Below are 15812 nucleotides of genomic sequence, written 5' to 3'. Positions count from 1 at the left end.
CATTATTATGATGACCACAGTGCTTCAATCCATCATGGAAAATGTAGTTTAAATTAAGTATGAGATCATTCTTGTTTGGCGTGTTGAGTGGTATAGGTGCAGCCAATTGAGGCACAAATGATGGTAAACAATGCTAGCCATTGATTCCATAACAATTGCTCACCCAAAAATACAAACCCAGATAATGCGGCAACAGCTGGTTCAATACTCATCAGGGTACCGAAACTTAATGCTGTTAGATTTCGTAGTGCAATCATTTCTAAAGTAAAGGGTAAAGCACTGGCGAGTATCGCTAAAGTGATGAATAACATTAGATGATTAATTTCAAATACGCTTGCTGGCAAGCCGATACTGAGGGCGATCGGCATGAGAATGATACTTCCAACAAACATGCCTAAACATACGGTGTGATTACCTGAAACTCCCGAAGGCCGCTGACCAGCAATAATATAAAGTGCCCAACATGCGCCAGCTGCCAACGCAAAAAATACACCAAGTAAATCCAAAGGTTGTTTGGCTTGGTCAAAGGGAAATAAAAGGATCAGTCCAATAATGGCCAAACTAACCCAAATAAAATCAAACTTTTGACGCGCATAATATAAGGCCACACTGAGTGGACCAATAAATTCAAATGAAACTGCTAAACCGAGTGGAAGACGATCAATGGCAAGATAGAACAACATATTCATGCCAGCTAATGCGACACCATAACTGACAATGGCTGTCCATTTAATTTGTTTAAATTGAATTTTCCAAACTTGAAAAATAAGCGCCAAAATCACAGCACTAAATGTCAGACGTAGAGCTGACACAGTAATGATCGGGAATTGTTCAAATAAAACTTTTGCTAATGAACCACTACTTTGTAGACTGATCATGGCGATCAATAACAAACCGAGTGCTTGTAACTGCGGGTTTATTTTTAACAAAGACATGGTTTTAAACGTATGGTGGTTAGATTAGAAAGGGATATCTTTCATCTAAGTTGGCGGAGCCTACGTCAACTCAGATGAAACACCATAAAAAAACCACAGCTCGAAAAAGCTGTGGTTTTCCAAACGTATTAGAGATTAGAACAATACGCGAGCGCGGATTGTACCTTCTACGTTATGAAGTGTATCAAGTGCTTCAGCAGAAGCTGTAGCATCAACGTCCATGACTAAATAACCCACATCACCTTTGGTCATAAGAGACTGACCTGAGATGTTAATGCCGTGTTCAGCAAACAGGTTGTTAATTTTAGACAACACGCCTGGAATGTTTTTGTGAATGTGAAGTAAACGGTGTTTACCTTCAGTCAATGGAAGCGCAATTTCAGGGAAGTTAACTGCTGACAATGTCATACCTTTGTCAGAGTAAGCAACGAATTTCTCTGCAACTTCTAGACCGATGTTTGCTTGAGCTTCCATCGTAGAACCACCCACGTGCGGTGTTAAAATCACGTTCGGGATATTACGTAGTGGAGAGATAAACTCTTCACCGTTCGCTTTAGGCTCTTTCGGGAATACGTCAACAGCAGCACCAGCCAAATGACCTGATTTCAGAGCATCAGCTAAATCTTCAATTACTACACATGTACCACGTGCAGCATTGATGAAGATTGAACCTTGTTTCATCTGAGCAAATTGCTCTTTGGTCATGAAATTACGTGTAGAAGGAACATCTGGCACGTGTAGTGATACAACATCAGCATTTGCAAGAAGTTCGCCCATTGAGCCAACTTGGCGAGCATTACCTAAAGGTAATTTTGTTACTGTATCAAAGTAAATCACTTTCATACCCATGCTTTCAGCAAGTACAGAAAGTTGTGAACCAATTGAACCGTAACCCACAATACCTAAAGTTTTACCACGTGTTTCAAATGAACCTACTGCAGATTTGTTCCAACCACCTGCATGTGTATCTGTAGATTTTTCAGGTACACGACGAAGGAGAAGAATAGCTTCAGCTAATACAAGTTCAGCAACAGAACGAGTATTTGAGTATGGTGCGTTGAACACTGGAATACCACGGCTCATCGCAGCATTCAAGTTCACTTGGTTTGTACCAATACAAAAACAACCGACCGCGATCAATTTATTCGCAGCTTCAAAAACTTCTTCAGTTAATTGTGTGCGCGAACGAATACCGATGAAGTGAGCATCTTTAATCGCTTCTTTCAGCGCTTCACCTTCAAGCGCAGTTTTACGATAGTCGATGTTGGTGTATCCAGCAGCATTCAAAGTGTCGATTGCGTTTTGGTGAACGCCTTCTAACAATAGGAAACGAATTTTATCTTTAGGCAAAGAGAGATGTTGGCTCATTACGGCTCCGCTACAAAGGCCAAATTTAGTGGCAGTATGATAGCATACGTGAGCGTGCTATATACATTTCCTTTATGACTTGAGCTATGGATATTTTTGCAAGATATAGTCCTTATCAGACAAACTGCGGTTGAATTAACTGCATCATATCTAAGTAACATTCGCAAAATGTCTGATTTTATCGGGGTTTCATGGGAAAATGCTTTATAATGCACAATCGTGAAATTGACTCATCCAGTCGTGGTGATATTTTCTTCACATTCGCTTAACAAATACGCTTTTAAAATCTTGATTAAAGGTTTGTTTTTTAAGCAATCTACAACTTGTATCTTTCTTGCTAGGTCTGCAAACGATGAATGCTCCAGTTGCTTTAACCCCAGAGTTATTGACTCAATTAACGTCAATTGTTGGTGAAAACCGTATCAAAACTGATACGGACAGCCTACAAAATTGGGGACGCGATCACACTAAACATTTTGATCCAAACCCATCAGTCATCGTTTTTCCTTCGACGACTGAACAAGTTCAGGCAATTGTGAAACTAGCAAACCAATTTAATGTTGCTGTGACACCGTCAGGTGGTCGTACTGGTCTTTCTGCAGGGGCTGTCGCTGCCAACGGTGAAATCGTGGTCAGCATGGACAAGATGAACCAAATTTTGGAATTCTTCCCAGCAGACCGTATGGTACGTGTACAAGCAGGTGTGGTGACTGAGCAACTTCAGAACTATGCTGAAGAGCAAGGTATGTATTATCCAGTTGATTTCGCTTCAGCTGGTTCATCACAAATTGGTGGTAACATCGGTACTAATGCTGGTGGTATTAAAGTCATTAAATACGGTATGACACGTAACTGGGTACTCGGTCTGACTGTAGTCACTGGTAAAGGGGATGTGCTGCGTTTAAACAAAGGCATGATCAAGAATGCGACAGGTTATGCGTTGCAACACTTATTTATTGGTGGTGAAGGTACTTTAGGTTTAGTGACTGAAGCGGAAATTAAACTTGAGCGTCAACCACAAGATCTGCAAGTAATGGTGCTCGGTGTACCTGACTTTGATGCAGTGATGCCAGTTCTTCACGCGTTCCAAGCGAAAATTGATTTAACTGCGTTCGAGTTCTTCGGTGAACTTGCGATGCAAAAAGTATTGGCAAATGGTCACGTGCAACGTCCATTTGAAACTGAATGCCCATTCTATGTATTGCTTGAGTTTGAAGCGCCATTTGAGCCAATTATGGACAAGGCAATGGAAATCTTTGAGCATTGTATGGAACAAGGTTGGGTACTTGATGGCGTGCTTAGTCAAAGCTTAGACCAAGTAGAAAGCTTATGGCGTCTGCGTGAAGATATTTCTGAGTCAATCGCACCATTTATCCCATACAAAAATGATATTTCAGTGCTCATCACACACGTACCTGCATTCATTAAAGAAATTGATGCAATTGTTGCTGACAATTATCCTGACTTTGAAATTTGCTGGTTTGGTCATATTGGCGATGGTAACTTGCACTTAAATATCTTAAAGCCTGAAAATTTAACCAAAGATGAATTCTTTGCGAAATGTCAGGTGGTGAACAAGTATGTATTTGATACTGTGAAAAAGTATGATGGTTCAATTTCTGCGGAACATGGTGTGGGTATGACGAAGAAGCCATATCTTGAGTACACACGTTCAGCTGAAGAAATTGAATATATGAAAGCACTCAAACAAGTATTTGATCCAAATGGGATTATGAATCCAGGTAAATTATTTGATTTGTGAAACAAAATCTATCTATAAATAAGGTCTAAAAAACAGCATGCTTGTCATGCTGTTTTTTTATTTCATGAGAAATTTTAATGTTAAAAAGAATAATTTTTCTAAGTGCAATTGCACTTTCACTTAATGCATGTATAGGTCAAAAACAGTTGAATGAGATCAATACTAAAAATCATAATTCTGAAGCTGGTCAAGTAGAAACGTCGAAACAAAATGCCAATTCTGTTCAAAACTCTCCTTTAGATCAAGTGTATCGGAAAATTCAAAGCTTTGAAGATATGAGAACAGTAGATTTACAACAGGAATTCGATACACCTGAATCTGGAAAATCTCATGCAAAAGTAACTGTCACCTATGGTGGACTAGCGGATGACTCTGTTTCTGCACAACGTGAAACTTACCAATTTGAATATATTAATAGTGAGTGGAAAGAAATATCAAAAGATGAAACTTGGAAATGTGGTCGTGGACCAGATACTACAAATTTTCATAATAAATTATGCCCTTAAAAATTTACTTTCGAAATTTTCCATAAAATTGTTACGAGCGTCATTTGAACTGTTTAAATTCAAAAATGTAGCATCAATATGCTGCATTTTTTATTCGTATTTCTCGTTCTATTAATCATTTTTAATGAGCTTTAGAAAAAATAACATACATATCTGTTCTTTTTTGTCACAACAGTTCAGAACATCATATGTAAAAGATCAATGGCGAACTGAGTAAAACAATGATGATGAAAATAATGACCACAGTTGGTCTAGTTAGTATGATGCTCACGGGGTGTGCTACTACGAAAAATGTTATTTCTAAAGTACATGGGAATGACACTCCTTTAGAGCAAGTCTTGAAGCTACATCCTGAATTACGCAATGAGCTTGCGACTGTTGAATTACGTCAGTATTTTAATCGTGCCGAAGCACCGACCGTAGCCGAAGTCAAAGTGACACAAACAGGCTTGATGGATGACTCAATTGCTGCCGAGCGCTTTATCTATAGTTTTAAATTGAACGATGGTAAATGGCAGCAAGTTAATAAGAAAACGGAATACAAATGTGTGCGAGGAAAAAATACAAAATCTTTCCAAACTGCGCTTTGTCCATGACATCAGACCAGAAATTCGGTTTAAAAAGGCATAGTGAGTTATGCCTTTTTTATTGCATGCACTATTGAGTCGAATAAGGATGAGTAGACGAGAAGCGCCACTCACGATAGCAAATATAGCCCATCGCTAAAATGGGAAAAATCATACATAAGAAGCCAAACAACATATAAGTAATCGCACCTAATATTGCACCTGAACTGAAGGATAAAATAGTCGGTAAGATTTTTAGAATATTTTGTTTGGCAACTTGTTTGCGTTCTTCTGATACATGAGGCGCCCCATAAGCAATAGTAAAATCAATGGTTAGTTGAGCAAGATTGCCCGTCATTAAGGTTGAGGTGGCCATTGTAGATAGTAATGTTCGGATAATGGCATTTCGAATTCCCATTGCAGCAATGCCCAATGTTGCGGTAAGTATTGCGCCAAATTCAGCCAAAGTATAAAAGGGGCTGAAATTAAGTCCTGCCAGCATGAAGAGCGTTAACAGTATTGTCTCTGCAATAAAGAACCCCAGTAAGATGTTCGGATACTTGTCTTTCCAACGTTGTTCACACCACGCAGTAATACCAATCGTAACTACGAAAATGCCAATAAAAAGAGCCCACAGTCCTAATCCTCCCAAGATCGTTTCTTTGCCTGCAGTCACGATATAGCCAGTAACATGATTGGTATAAATGCCAAATAATGAAATAAATCCAACGGTATTTAGCCAACCACCGACGAGCGATAGAATCGAAGCTTCATGATGATGTCGCCAGCGATTTTTAATTGGTATGTAGCATTTTGACATAGTTCTAAAAGCTCAAGGTGTACTGAGAGATTACTTCGACAAAACAAGTGTTTTATCGAGTCTGCAGATCCTTTGCTTTGTGGAATTAATCCACATGAACATTAAGTAATTAAAAGTTTCATATTGATCAGTGGTGAATGTTCAGATTAGATGATTTCTAACATTTTATATGTTTCAAATTGCATCAAATTTTGATGACAAAAATATTTCAATTGATAAAACACAACTGAAAGCATCATAAAATTAACGTAGAGGGAAATCTAAAACCGCATTAAACTAAAGTCATTCAATAAATAAGATAAAAAATGAAAACACTCGCTTTTATCCATCGTAACGACAGTCATTTTTCAGTTGGAGACTTTAATCCGGTTGTGTCTGTTTTTTCACACTATGAACTCGGAAATACAGTATCCCCATTTTTACTTCTCGATCATATTGGTCCCGGTATGTTGAAACCCTCTCAACTGCGTAAAGGCGTTGAAGAGCATCCGCACCGTGGTTTTGAGACAGTCACGTTCGTGTATGAAGGTGAGTTAGAGCATTGGGATTCGCAAGGTGGTGGAGGTGTTATTCAGAAAGGTGATGTACAGTGGATGACTGCTGCATCAGGCATTATTCATAAAGAAAAATTTAGTGAGTCATTTTCCCGAGAAGGTGGACGATTTGAAATGATTCAGCTGTGGGTGAATTTGCCAGCAACTGCAAAAAAAACGAATCCGCGTTATCAAAGCTTACTTAAATCTAACATCCCAGTTGTAGATTTAGCTCATGATGTGGGTACTGCGCGTGTCATTGCTGGGGCCTTTATGCAAGTGCAAGGACCAGCATTAGTCCACAGTCCTTTGCTGGTTTTGGATTTGGATTTAAAAGCAGGTCACACACTCACATTACCAGCAGGACATTTGGATACCACACTGATGTATATGCGCCGTGGTAAAGTTGAATTTGGTACAGATGATGAATTACTGACTGATCAGGGAATGGCGGTGTTTTCAAGTCATGGTGAAAATGTTGAATTCACCACATTGTCTGATAGCAAAATTTTATATCTCATGGGGCAGCCGCTGAACGAGCCTTTAGTCGGGCGTGGTTTTTATGTCATGAATACGCAAGATGAGATTGTTGAAGCGATTGAGGAAATGAAGCATGGTACTTTTTTGAAAAGTCATGCAATTGATGCCAAATGATGTCAATGTTTGGGTGAGAAATTGATTTACGATAAAGGCTAAATTTTCGTTTAATTTTCAGACTTTGTTTCGTAGTTCAGTGTTACAAAAACGCAAAACTTTGTCATGGCATTGTGATGCATTTCACGTAAACTACGCTTCCAAAAAATATTCAAACATGTGAAAAAAACATGCAAAAGGTGAGTAAAGCAACCTTAAGTCGGGCAACAATTATGTTTCCTTTGGCATTGGTGCTCTTCGAATTTTCAGTCTATATCTGTAATGATCTTGTACAACCTGCGATGCTTACGATTACACGTGAGTTTGGTGTAGGCAGTGAGTGGGCGCCATCATCCATGTCTTTCTTTTTATTGGGTGGAGCATCTTTGGCGTGGTTTTTAGGACCGTTATCAGATCGCTTAGGTCGTAAAAAAGTACTCCTTGGAGGTGTTTTCTTTTTTGTAGTCTGCTGTTTGCTCATTTTATTCACCCAGTCTATAGAGCAATTTCTTGCATTTCGTTTTTTACAAGGGATTGGGCTGACCATTATTTCAGCTGTGGGTTATGCTGCCATCCAAGAAATTTTTGAAGAAAGAGATGCGATTAAAGTCATGGCTTTAATGGCGAATATTTCATTGATCGCACCATTGCTTGGTCCTGTGCTCGGCGCATTTATGATAGACCATGTGTCTTGGCATTGGGGTTTCATTGGGATTGCCTTTTTAGCAGCCTTAAGTTGGTTTGGTCTTAAAGCAAAAATGCCTGAGCAGCATTTGAGTATTCCAAAGCAACCATTAAGTTATGTATGGGATGATTTCAAAGCCATTTTTAAAAATAAAAAATTTATGGGCTTGGCTTTGTCAGTACCCATGGTCTCAATTCCACTAATTTTGTGGATCGCTATGTCACCTGTAATTTTGGTCGAACAGCTCGGTCTGACCAATATGCAATATGGCTATGCACAGGTGCCTGTATTGGGTGGTTTAATTATTGGAAATATTGTCCTGATTCGTGTTATTGATCGCTATGCAGTAGGAAAGACCGTGGTAGTTGCATTGCCGTTGATGTTGGTTGGAACGCTTATTGTTTTGGCTGGTGCGATTTGGCAGGATTATTTATTATGGTGCTTAATTATCGGTATGACCTTAATCAGTTTTGGTGAGGGCTGCAGTTTTTCTGTGCTTTATCGTTTTAGTTTAGATGCTTCTGAGGTATCTAAAGGAACTGTTGCTGCCGCAGTAGGCATGATTATGATGATTGCATTCTTTGTTGTGATCGAAATTGTACGCATTATGTATGAATCCTATGGCACGATGGCATATGCATTGGCTTGTTTTATCCTTATTGCACTATGGTTTAGTGCTCCAAGAAAAATTGTTCATCAGATCATGCAAGAAAGAGCCACTTCAGCATAAAAAATCCTCCTTGTGGAGGATTTTTTAATCATTGTATTTGTTCGAGATGTTTGAGTTTACGATCAAAAATAAAAGGGGCAAAGGGTAGAACGGAAGCTATCAGCCCAAGAATAAATACATTGATAGACCACTTTTGCTTCTCGCATACCACAAATAATGCGACTAAAAACAGCACAAATAGAACGCCATGTCCCATGCCAATATATTTCACATAAATAGGCTGATCCAACATATATTTCATTGGCATGGCAAAAAAGAGCAGTAGTAGGAATGAAATCCCTTCAAGTAAACCAATAATACGTAAGGACTTAATATTCATTCTCAAACCCCACAAAAGAAGACATCCTATTTTACCTAATCGTTGTTGTAGCAAAGTTAGAATCTATGTGGACTAGATCGCATTGTTTAAGGGAAATATAATTTATAATAATCGTTTTTTATGATAGTAGATTTAAAAATAAGCTAATATGTCAATCATGTCTATAAAGATGGATATGAAGTGATACTCACAACATTTTATAGATCATCAGCGAAATAAAAAAAGGACTAAGCTAGAGCTTAATCCTTTGATGAGTCTTGAGTGTAGCTTAGCGTATAACACCACATGCTACACGATCACCCCCACCACCTAGTGGTTTAGGTTGGTCTGAATAATTGTCACCACCTGCATGTACCATGATGGATAGACCTTGAATGTCTGCAAGTGTGAGACGTGGTGCAATCACTTGTGTTTTTGCATTACCTGACGCGTCAACATTTAACACTGGTAAGTCACCTAGATGACCATCGTTTGGCGTACCATGCCCAGGCGCTTGATTTGGATTGTAATGTCCACCAGCGGCAAGCGCAGCCCCCATTTTGCCATCTTTTTCAGCAGGCTCACATGAGCCTTTTTCATGGATATGGAACCCGTGATATCCAGGTGATAATTTAGTTAAGTCCGTTGTGATCACAAGACCTTTGTCACTATCTTGGAAGCTAATCGTTCCAATTTGATCATGAACTCCTTGAGCACTCACCGCATTTACAGGAATGGTTTGGATTTTAGTGTTGGATTCTTTGGATGCAGATGTATTTTGCGTTGCTGCACATCCCACAAAGCCTAAACTCAGCAATGCACTGAGCATAGAAACTTTGAATGCTGAAACTTTCGATTGCATTTGCATGCTGTTCTATCCTTGTTCCATGTAAGTGATAACGCATTGAAACAAATTTGGCATTTAGCAACAAGAACGATTTAAGTATTTGATTGTATAGATTTCTTATCAGTAAAAAATAAAACACCACTTATGAGAGTGGTGTTTCATTGTCTTGATCGTAGGCCATCGTGGCTTTAGGCACGGGTTCTGGTTCCAGTGTTTCATGTAACCATTCACGCCAAATGGCTAAAAGAATGGCGAGAATTACAGGACCAATAAAGAGTCCAACTAAACCAAAGCTCGCTAAACCACCCAATACACCAAACATGATCAATAAGAACGGAATTTGAGTAGCACCTGAAATGACCAAAGGACGAATGACATTATCGGCTGTACTCACCACACAAACGCCCCAAGCCATTACGCCAATCGCCTCAACGGTCTGACCTTGTGAAAATAACCACAGTGAAACAGCACCATATGCCACTGGAGGACCAAAAGGAATTAGCGCCATGATAAAGGTCATAATGGTTAAAAGCATTGGATTTGGAACACCAGCAACGTAATAGCTGATTCCTGCCAATATCGACTGTGCAACGGCAGTCAAACCAACACCATATACCACTGCACGCGTTGTTTCAGAGATCGTGTCGATATAATGTTGGATACGTGGACCAATGACTTTCTCCATCGCTTTACTGACCTGTTGAACAATCGTTTGTCCATCACGGTAAAAGAAAAAGAGAGAGAGCATGGCAAAACCAAGTTTGACTAAATTTTTGGTAATTTCGCTAATCACGAATTTACCGTAATTTAGATGTCCTTGAATCCATACACTAATATTACTAAAAAGTGCATTTGGGTCGGCATTGATGTCACGTACAATTCGAGAAACTTCTTTACCTACAATGGGTAACTCACGTATCACGTCAGGGACGGTGATATGACCAGAAGCCAGTTGGCGCTGTAAATCAAAGAATAAGTTTCGGCCTTCATGTTGAAGTAAGAAGATAGCAAAGGTGAACGGTAAACCGACAACGAGTGCCAATAAGAACGTCATAACAGACGCACCCAATGTAGGTCGATTACCACACCAAGCGAGAATACGTTTGTATAAAGGCCAAGTCATATAGGCGATAATACAAGCCCATAACACAGGTACGATAAAGTATTTGACAATGTCATATCCCAAATAAAGCAGAATAAAAAACAAGCCAAATAAAAGTACACGCTGTAAAGTTGGATTAAAATCTTGCACTAAAGTCTCTGATCTATATTCTTGATTTTCAAACGTATCTGCCGCACATCTGATTCATTTCGAGTATGCATTTAACATCATATATGAAAATGAAAAAAAAGTGCGATGACAATCTGTATTCTTTATTTAGAACCAATCACTTGGATCATCAATTAAAACATCTAACAAGGGTTGCCATTGTTGTTGTATTGATAAATAAGTTTTTTGATTTTTATCAAAAATATTGAGACCCTGCATCGCCAATTGACCATAAGCTGTTCGTTCAGAAATCCAAGCAACAGGTTGTTGTTCAATCTTGGCAAAGAACTGTTGGATCTCTTGAGTACTCTGACTATTTGGTTTAACACGATTTGCCACCAAATGAACTTGAACTTTACCTTTCCGAATACGTTTAATGTCATGAATGTGTTTTAAGAAACGACGCGTGCTGTCGATATCAAAAAAAGAAGGTTGCAGAGGTGTGACCACTGCATGACATTCTGCAATTAATTGTTCTGCGTGTTCGCCTGTTAATGCACCTGGAGCATCAATAATCAGATAATCAAGATTCTTCGGTGCATCACCAATCGATTTTTCATGGCGCCAATCTAAACTTTGAATGTGTGTTGCTGATTTTGGGCGCTGCTTTAACCATTGCAATGCAGATTTTTGATTGTCCGCATCCGCCAATGCAACTTTATAACCTTTCTGTGCGAGTGCTGTCGCCAGTGTAATCGCAGAAATTGTTTTTCCACAGCCACCTTTTTGGTTGGCAATCAGTATCGTTTTCATGAGTTTAAAATTATACATGCTTCAAATAAGGTCTGATCTTAGCTTAGCATTAAAATCAGCCAAAACGCGCATACATGACAAAAGTTTAGTTCTTGTTTAAATTGTCCGCATAACAAGTCATAGAGAACGTCAATGTCCATTTGGATGGCAATGTTAATAGGCGCCTGTATTGGCGTGGTAATCACCACAATGATGTTGAGCTCAACCCGCAATGGCCGTATCAAAGCAGAATATGAACAATATATTGCAGAGCTTGAACTTGAGCATCAACACGCATTAGCTGCTGCTCAAAAACGCAGTGTAAATACCAGTCGTGCGGTGCTGAAAGGTAAAATGGCTGAACAGTTAGCACCGATTATGCCTGAATTTCAATATTTACCCAGTGATGCTAAATTCTTAGGTGATCCTGTCGACTATGTGGTATTTGATGGATATACAGATTTCCGTGATGGTGATGGCGCGGCAGAAGATATTGAAGTTGTATTGATTGATATTAAAAGTGGTGGAGCACGGCTCACCAAAGGTCAGACGGCAATTGCGAATGCAATTGCCGAAGGGCGTGTGCGTTTTGAGACGATCCGTATCGACTTTCAAGACTAGCTTGGATCAATAATCCACTATGTGAAGTGGTCAGTTGGTTTTAGTCGCACGAGCAAGCATCATGCGACGACCTACTTTGGGCACTTCTTCTGCTTCGAAATAATCGAGTTCAGAAATTTCAAAGCCAGCATCAAGCAGTGCTTGCTCGATATTTCTGTTCAAATGACAACCATCGGCAATCACTTTCTGTACTGGCGTTAAAAGATCTTGAAGACGCTTTAAACTCTTTTGCTGTTGTGCATCGTAAGCGACATGTTCAACCAAATGCAAAGTGCCACCGATGCGTAATACACGTTTAATTTCATGTAGAACTTGTTGAACATGACTCACACTACACAATGTCCATGTGCTGACGACATGTTGAATAGATTGATCTTCAAAAGGTAAATTTTCCGCTTTAGCATGAACATGTTCCACATGGAACGGTGCATCTTGAATACGTTGTTCAGCTAATTTGTATACATCTAGACTCGGTTCAAGCGCATAGAGACTGTCCACAGCTTGATAAAATGGCAGGTTAATTCCTGTACCAAAACCAATTTCTAATACTTCACCTTGAATCGGAAGCAGAAGACGGCGTCTGCTGTCCATCATACTTGGTAACTGCATGACTTGATTCAGAATATGAGGGAATACTCGTTGCTGATAAAATTTATAGATCATTTTTGTTCTTAACATCTTCCATTATTCGATTATTTTACACGCTGAATACACTTTTAACAGTAGACAAAATTGTGACTAAATCACGATAGATTGTTACTGTTCATCAATTTCCTTTTCAGAATGAAGTTCTAAGATAGATCATATAGATTTAGGTTAAATACAATTCAGTCGGATGTTGTCCATAGTAAATGTATGTGCTGCTGTTGAGTTGTTTTTGACACTTAGAAAGAAGGATGGATGTCTGTTGAAAAAGTTAGTTCTCGCATTATGTATCGCCCTTGGTGGTGTTTCGGCTTATAGCTCTGCCAGTGTGAAGTCGAGCGACTTTAATATTGCCAATGGTTTGCCCCCAGCATCCGCGGATCAAAAAATTTCGGTACTGGAACCTTTTGAAGGGGAATTTCGTATTCTTGGTTCAAAAGAATATACCGATGATCCGCAAGCCCAATTTTCACCCATCGACTATGCCGTGACCCGCGGTATTTTCACAGAACCTGAAATTGCACGACAAATTTCGATTAATCAGTATGACCGCTACTTAAATTGGAAAATGGCAAAACCACCGATTCACCCACGCTTAGCAACACAGTTGGTGAGTAACATGCACATTATCCCGGCTAATCCAGAAATTGCGAAAGAGATTAAGAAAGTTCAACGCGGTGATCTGGTGCGCTTAGAAGGGGAATTGGTGCAAATTAATGCCAAAGATTTGGTGTGGAAGTCAGCTTTGGATTGGAATGGTATCGGCGATGGTGCATGCAAATTAATTCGCGTCGAATCAATTGAATGGTTAGAAAAGCGCAATATTTAAACAGGATTTGAGATTGATGAGTTTGAAATGACTTTCAGCTCAAAGTCTTCATCATTAGAGAAATGAGAGAGTGTGGATCATGAGCGTTGGCAAGACATCCTTATGGATAAGTTTATGTATTGGCGTACTCGGGAGTAGTCTTGCCTCATGTCAAAATCCAGTCTCTGAAGTGCAAGCGGAGTCCCATCACTATACTGATCAGCAAAATTGTCCTGCACTATTGGTGATGAAAGTGGGTGAAACCTTAGAATTTAATGCAGCAGAAAATCCAAGTACGGGTTATCAATGGCAAATCATGCAACCGCTTCATCTCTTTAAAGTTGAAGAACAATATTTGGCGACTGAAAAATCAAAAGCGATGGTAGGCGTTGGAGGTGAAAAGACAGTGAAGCTGACTGCGCTAAAGCCTGGTCAGGAACTCATTGAATTGGCGTATGTGCGACCTTGGGAAGTTGCTCAAGACCGTACTCAAACAGATGCCCCAACATCGTGGCAATGTCGAGTACGTATTTCTTAAGCAGGCAGAAGACTGTTTCTAAAATTGTGCTGTACTTTTACTATGTACGCTATTGTTCTTTCGTGACACTAGTATTTTGACTCCAATGTTGGAGTTGGGCTTTCGCAGTATAATAATCACTCATATTTCGAATTGCATCTTTAGGATTTCGAAGCTCATCTTCGGGAGACTGTTCGAGCTCTTGATAGACCTCAATCTGATTTTCCCAGTATTGATAAAATAAGCCTTGAATATATCTACCTTGTTCCGTCTTAAGATCTAATTCTTTCAACATATTGAGGGAGGACTGAATGAGATCTCGTTTACGCTGAAACTCCATATCCGCATTTAAATTGCCATCTGCTTTTAATTGCTGAAGTTCTGCGTCTAGCTCACCACTTAATTGCTCAAAACTTTGATCATATTGATTCAGCAAAGCAACGTCATGTGCGTCATTTGGAGTGGATTCAAACGATTTGATCGGCTGTGCTTCAATTTGTGTTTTCAATTCAACAGATGGATCAACGGATTCTTTTTGTTCGGTCTGAGGGTTTTGTTCTGTTTTTTGACATCCAATGAGCATGAAAGGCATACTCAAGCAGAGTGCAAATATCGAAAGTCGAATAGGGTGAAGATTTGCCGTCATGAGAGTCAATCCTCTGTTGGTTTTTTTAATGAATGATCGAGATTAAGTTTAGTTTATCGCGCACGATAGTGATAGGCATAAGTGATATAAGGAAAGGAAACTTCATCATGGAGCATGAGTCCCGTATGTTCAAATACGATCGATTCAAATGCTGTCTTCATTTTTGCTTGGTCTGCCGCTGACATTGCCGCAATAAAACTGGTAGATAAGAGTCGTTTGCTGATGACCTGTTCAACACTGCCGACTTGATGCTGAGTGAAGGTGCTTAAACTTTGGAATTCAAATAATTCTTGCTGCTGAAATACATTTTGCCATTGGTTGCTATGAAAGCGTGGCGTATCGGACTCAAAAGGTGCGATGTAATCTGCCAATGCTTTGACCCAATCCACTGAGATATCTCGTTGGTTCCAGACTAGACCTAAATGCCCTTGGGGTTTAAGAAGGCGATGCATTTCTTGCAATGTTTGTCGTTCAGCAAACCAATGAAATGACTGTGCGCATAAAATAGCATCAACACTATGCGTTGATTGCGCAATTTGATGGCTTGATGCTTGTAGTGTCTTCACCTCAGGATGTACTATTTTCAATTGTTCGAGCATTGCTGGAATCGGTTCAACGGCGATTATGTTCGAGGTGACTTGTTTTAGATAGTGCAGGAATTTTCCTGTCCCTGAACCTAAGTCAATCGCAACTGCATCAGGATGAATATTCAACTCATCTTTCAACCACGTGACGATAGCCTGTGGATAATTTGGTCGGACTTGTTGATAAAGTTCAGCCGCAGAACTAAACCCATTTTCAGCAGCAGGATGAAGTGAATGTGTCATATTTTGCGCTTTTTAATCTGAACAGTATCTATAAAATATGACACCGACAATGTGATGTAAGCA

Annotated in this window: 18 protein-coding genes; 8 read left to right on the top strand and 10 right to left on the bottom strand. The window is 39.5% G+C overall.

From position 1 onward, the window contains the following. Nucleotides 1-65: 65 nt before the first annotated feature. Nucleotides 66-935: an EamA family transporter gene (locus tag CL42_RS01685; protein ID WP_035264275.1), complete on the bottom strand. Its 870-nt coding sequence runs from the start codon at nt 933-935 to the stop codon at nt 66-68. Between the two features lie 135 nt (nt 936-1070). Next, nucleotides 1071-2303, bottom strand: coding sequence for a phosphoglycerate dehydrogenase (gene serA, locus CL42_RS01680; RefSeq protein ID WP_035264273.1), 1233 nt, complete (start codon nt 2301-2303; stop codon nt 1071-1073). A 352-nt stretch (nt 2304-2655) separates the two neighbouring features. Here serA and CL42_RS01675 point away from each other — a divergent pair, with 352 nt between their 5' ends. The 3 genes from CL42_RS01675 (at nt 2656) to CL42_RS01665 (ending at nt 5167) form a co-directional block, all read left to right on the top strand. Then, nucleotides 2656-4065 (top strand): FAD-binding oxidoreductase, encoded by a 1410-nt coding sequence (locus tag CL42_RS01675; protein WP_035264271.1) that lies wholly within the window; start codon nt 2656-2658, stop codon nt 4063-4065. A 77-nt stretch (nt 4066-4142) separates the two neighbouring features. Then, nucleotides 4143-4571 (top strand): hypothetical protein, encoded by a 429-nt coding sequence (locus tag CL42_RS01670; RefSeq protein ID WP_035264268.1) that lies wholly within the window; start codon nt 4143-4145, stop codon nt 4569-4571. Nucleotides 4572-4807: 236 nt separating this feature from the next. Next, the gene (locus CL42_RS01665) at nt 4808-5167 is read left to right on the top strand and encodes a hypothetical protein (RefSeq protein ID WP_228133217.1); all 360 of its coding nucleotides are present in this window, start codon (nt 4808-4810) and stop codon (nt 5165-5167) included. 61 nt (nt 5168-5228) lie between these two features. Here the strand turns inward: CL42_RS01665 and CL42_RS01660 are convergent, their stop codons facing one another. Next, the gene (locus CL42_RS01660) at nt 5229-5957 is read right to left on the bottom strand and encodes a YoaK family protein (protein ID WP_051586500.1); all 729 of its coding nucleotides are present in this window, start codon (nt 5955-5957) and stop codon (nt 5229-5231) included. Between the two features lie 305 nt (nt 5958-6262). Here CL42_RS01660 and CL42_RS01655 point away from each other — a divergent pair, with 305 nt between their 5' ends. Continuing rightward, nucleotides 6263-7144 carry a pirin family protein gene (locus CL42_RS01655; RefSeq protein ID WP_035264267.1) on the top strand — a complete coding sequence of 294 codons (882 nt, stop codon included), beginning with the start codon at nt 6263-6265 and terminating at the stop codon, nt 7142-7144. A 170-nt stretch (nt 7145-7314) separates the two neighbouring features. Beyond that, a complete protein-coding gene (locus CL42_RS01650) occupies nt 7315-8538 on the top strand; it encodes an MFS transporter (protein ID WP_035264265.1) in 1224 nt (407 codons plus the stop codon). 28 nt (nt 8539-8566) lie between these two features. Here CL42_RS01650 and CL42_RS01645 read toward each other — a convergent pair whose 3' ends face one another. The 4 genes from CL42_RS01645 to CL42_RS01630 form a co-directional block, all read right to left on the bottom strand. Then, nucleotides 8567-8857 (bottom strand): DUF3817 domain-containing protein, encoded by a 291-nt coding sequence (locus CL42_RS01645; RefSeq protein WP_035264262.1) that lies wholly within the window; start codon nt 8855-8857, stop codon nt 8567-8569. Between the two features lie 268 nt (nt 8858-9125). Then, nucleotides 9126-9704, bottom strand: a complete 579-nt coding sequence (sodC, locus tag CL42_RS01640; RefSeq protein ID WP_035264260.1) for a superoxide dismutase family protein — start codon at nt 9702-9704, stop codon at nt 9126-9128. Between the two features lie 121 nt (nt 9705-9825). Then, entirely contained in the window at nt 9826-10935 is a 1110-nt protein-coding gene (locus CL42_RS01635; protein ID WP_035264258.1) for an AI-2E family transporter, read from the bottom strand. A 126-nt stretch (nt 10936-11061) separates the two neighbouring features. Then, nucleotides 11062-11706, bottom strand: a complete 645-nt coding sequence (locus CL42_RS01630; RefSeq protein ID WP_035264379.1) for a ParA family protein — start codon at nt 11704-11706, stop codon at nt 11062-11064. A 132-nt stretch (nt 11707-11838) separates the two neighbouring features. Here CL42_RS01630 and CL42_RS01625 point away from each other — a divergent pair, with 132 nt between their 5' ends. Continuing rightward, nucleotides 11839-12306: a Holliday junction resolvase-like protein gene (locus CL42_RS01625; RefSeq protein ID WP_035264256.1), complete on the top strand. Its 468-nt coding sequence runs from the start codon at nt 11839-11841 to the stop codon at nt 12304-12306. A gap of 30 nt (nt 12307-12336) precedes the next feature. On the opposite strand, the gene CL42_RS01620 is transcribed toward CL42_RS01625, so the two are convergent. Continuing rightward, a complete protein-coding gene (locus tag CL42_RS01620) occupies nt 12337-12969 on the bottom strand; it encodes a class I SAM-dependent methyltransferase (protein WP_035264378.1) in 633 nt (210 codons plus the stop codon). Nucleotides 12970-13213: 244 nt separating this feature from the next. On the opposite strand from CL42_RS01620, the gene CL42_RS01615 reads away from it, so the two are divergent. Together CL42_RS01615 and CL42_RS01610 are read left to right on the top strand one after the other, a co-directional pair. Continuing rightward, nucleotides 13214-13780 (top strand): hypothetical protein, encoded by a 567-nt coding sequence (locus tag CL42_RS01615; protein WP_171076732.1) that lies wholly within the window; start codon nt 13214-13216, stop codon nt 13778-13780. 79 nt (nt 13781-13859) lie between these two features. After that, nucleotides 13860-14297 (top strand): protease inhibitor I42 family protein, encoded by a 438-nt coding sequence (locus CL42_RS01610; RefSeq protein WP_035264253.1) that lies wholly within the window; start codon nt 13860-13862, stop codon nt 14295-14297. A 49-nt stretch (nt 14298-14346) separates the two neighbouring features. Here CL42_RS01610 and CL42_RS01605 read toward each other — a convergent pair whose 3' ends face one another. Together CL42_RS01605 and CL42_RS01600 are read right to left on the bottom strand one after the other, a co-directional pair. After that, nucleotides 14347-14922, bottom strand: coding sequence for a hypothetical protein (locus tag CL42_RS01605; protein WP_035264249.1), 576 nt, complete (start codon nt 14920-14922; stop codon nt 14347-14349). Nucleotides 14923-14975: 53 nt separating this feature from the next. Continuing rightward, entirely contained in the window at nt 14976-15749 is a 774-nt protein-coding gene (locus CL42_RS01600) for a class I SAM-dependent methyltransferase (RefSeq protein WP_035264246.1), read from the bottom strand. Nucleotides 15750-15812: the final 63 nt, after the last annotated feature.

The sequence above is a fragment of the Acinetobacter sp. Ver3 genome (assembly GCF_000632455.1).
Classification (GTDB): Bacteria; Pseudomonadota; Gammaproteobacteria; order Pseudomonadales; family Moraxellaceae; genus Acinetobacter.
Note: the sequence above shows the minus strand (reverse complement) of the source record. Positions and strands in the feature narration are given on the sequence as shown.

Excerpts from the sequence above, each read along its gene's own strand:
- CL42_RS01685 (WP_035264275.1), bottom strand. The coding sequence starts at position 935 with ATGTCTTTGTTAAAAATAAACCCGCAGTTACAAGCACTCGGTTTGTTA.
- serA (WP_035264273.1), bottom strand. The coding sequence starts at position 2,303 with ATGAGCCAACATCTCTCTTTGCCTAAAGATAAAATTCGTTTCCTATTG.
- CL42_RS01675 (WP_035264271.1), top strand. The coding sequence starts at position 2,656 with ATGAATGCTCCAGTTGCTTTAACCCCAGAGTTATTGACTCAATTAACG.
- CL42_RS01670 (WP_035264268.1), top strand. The coding sequence starts at position 4,143 with ATGTTAAAAAGAATAATTTTTCTAAGTGCAATTGCACTTTCACTTAAT.
- CL42_RS01665 (WP_228133217.1), top strand. The coding sequence starts at position 4,808 with ATGACCACAGTTGGTCTAGTTAGTATGATGCTCACGGGGTGTGCTACT.
- CL42_RS01660 (WP_051586500.1), bottom strand. The coding sequence starts at position 5,957 with ATGTCAAAATGCTACATACCAATTAAAAATCGCTGGCGACATCATCAT.
- CL42_RS01655 (WP_035264267.1), top strand. The coding sequence starts at position 6,263 with ATGAAAACACTCGCTTTTATCCATCGTAACGACAGTCATTTTTCAGTT.
- CL42_RS01650 (WP_035264265.1), top strand. The coding sequence starts at position 7,315 with ATGCAAAAGGTGAGTAAAGCAACCTTAAGTCGGGCAACAATTATGTTT.
- CL42_RS01645 (WP_035264262.1), bottom strand. The coding sequence starts at position 8,857 with ATGAATATTAAGTCCTTACGTATTATTGGTTTACTTGAAGGGATTTCA.
- sodC (WP_035264260.1), bottom strand. The coding sequence starts at position 9,704 with ATGCAAATGCAATCGAAAGTTTCAGCATTCAAAGTTTCTATGCTCAGT.
- CL42_RS01630 (WP_035264379.1), bottom strand. The coding sequence starts at position 11,706 with ATGAAAACGATACTGATTGCCAACCAAAAAGGTGGCTGTGGAAAAACA.
- CL42_RS01625 (WP_035264256.1), top strand. The coding sequence starts at position 11,839 with ATGTCCATTTGGATGGCAATGTTAATAGGCGCCTGTATTGGCGTGGTA.
- CL42_RS01620 (WP_035264378.1), bottom strand. The coding sequence starts at position 12,969 with ATGATCTATAAATTTTATCAGCAACGAGTATTCCCTCATATTCTGAAT.
- CL42_RS01610 (WP_035264253.1), top strand. The coding sequence starts at position 13,860 with ATGAGCGTTGGCAAGACATCCTTATGGATAAGTTTATGTATTGGCGTA.
- CL42_RS01605 (WP_035264249.1), bottom strand. The coding sequence starts at position 14,922 with ATGACGGCAAATCTTCACCCTATTCGACTTTCGATATTTGCACTCTGC.
- CL42_RS01600 (WP_035264246.1), bottom strand. The coding sequence starts at position 15,749 with ATGACACATTCACTTCATCCTGCTGCTGAAAATGGGTTTAGTTCTGCG.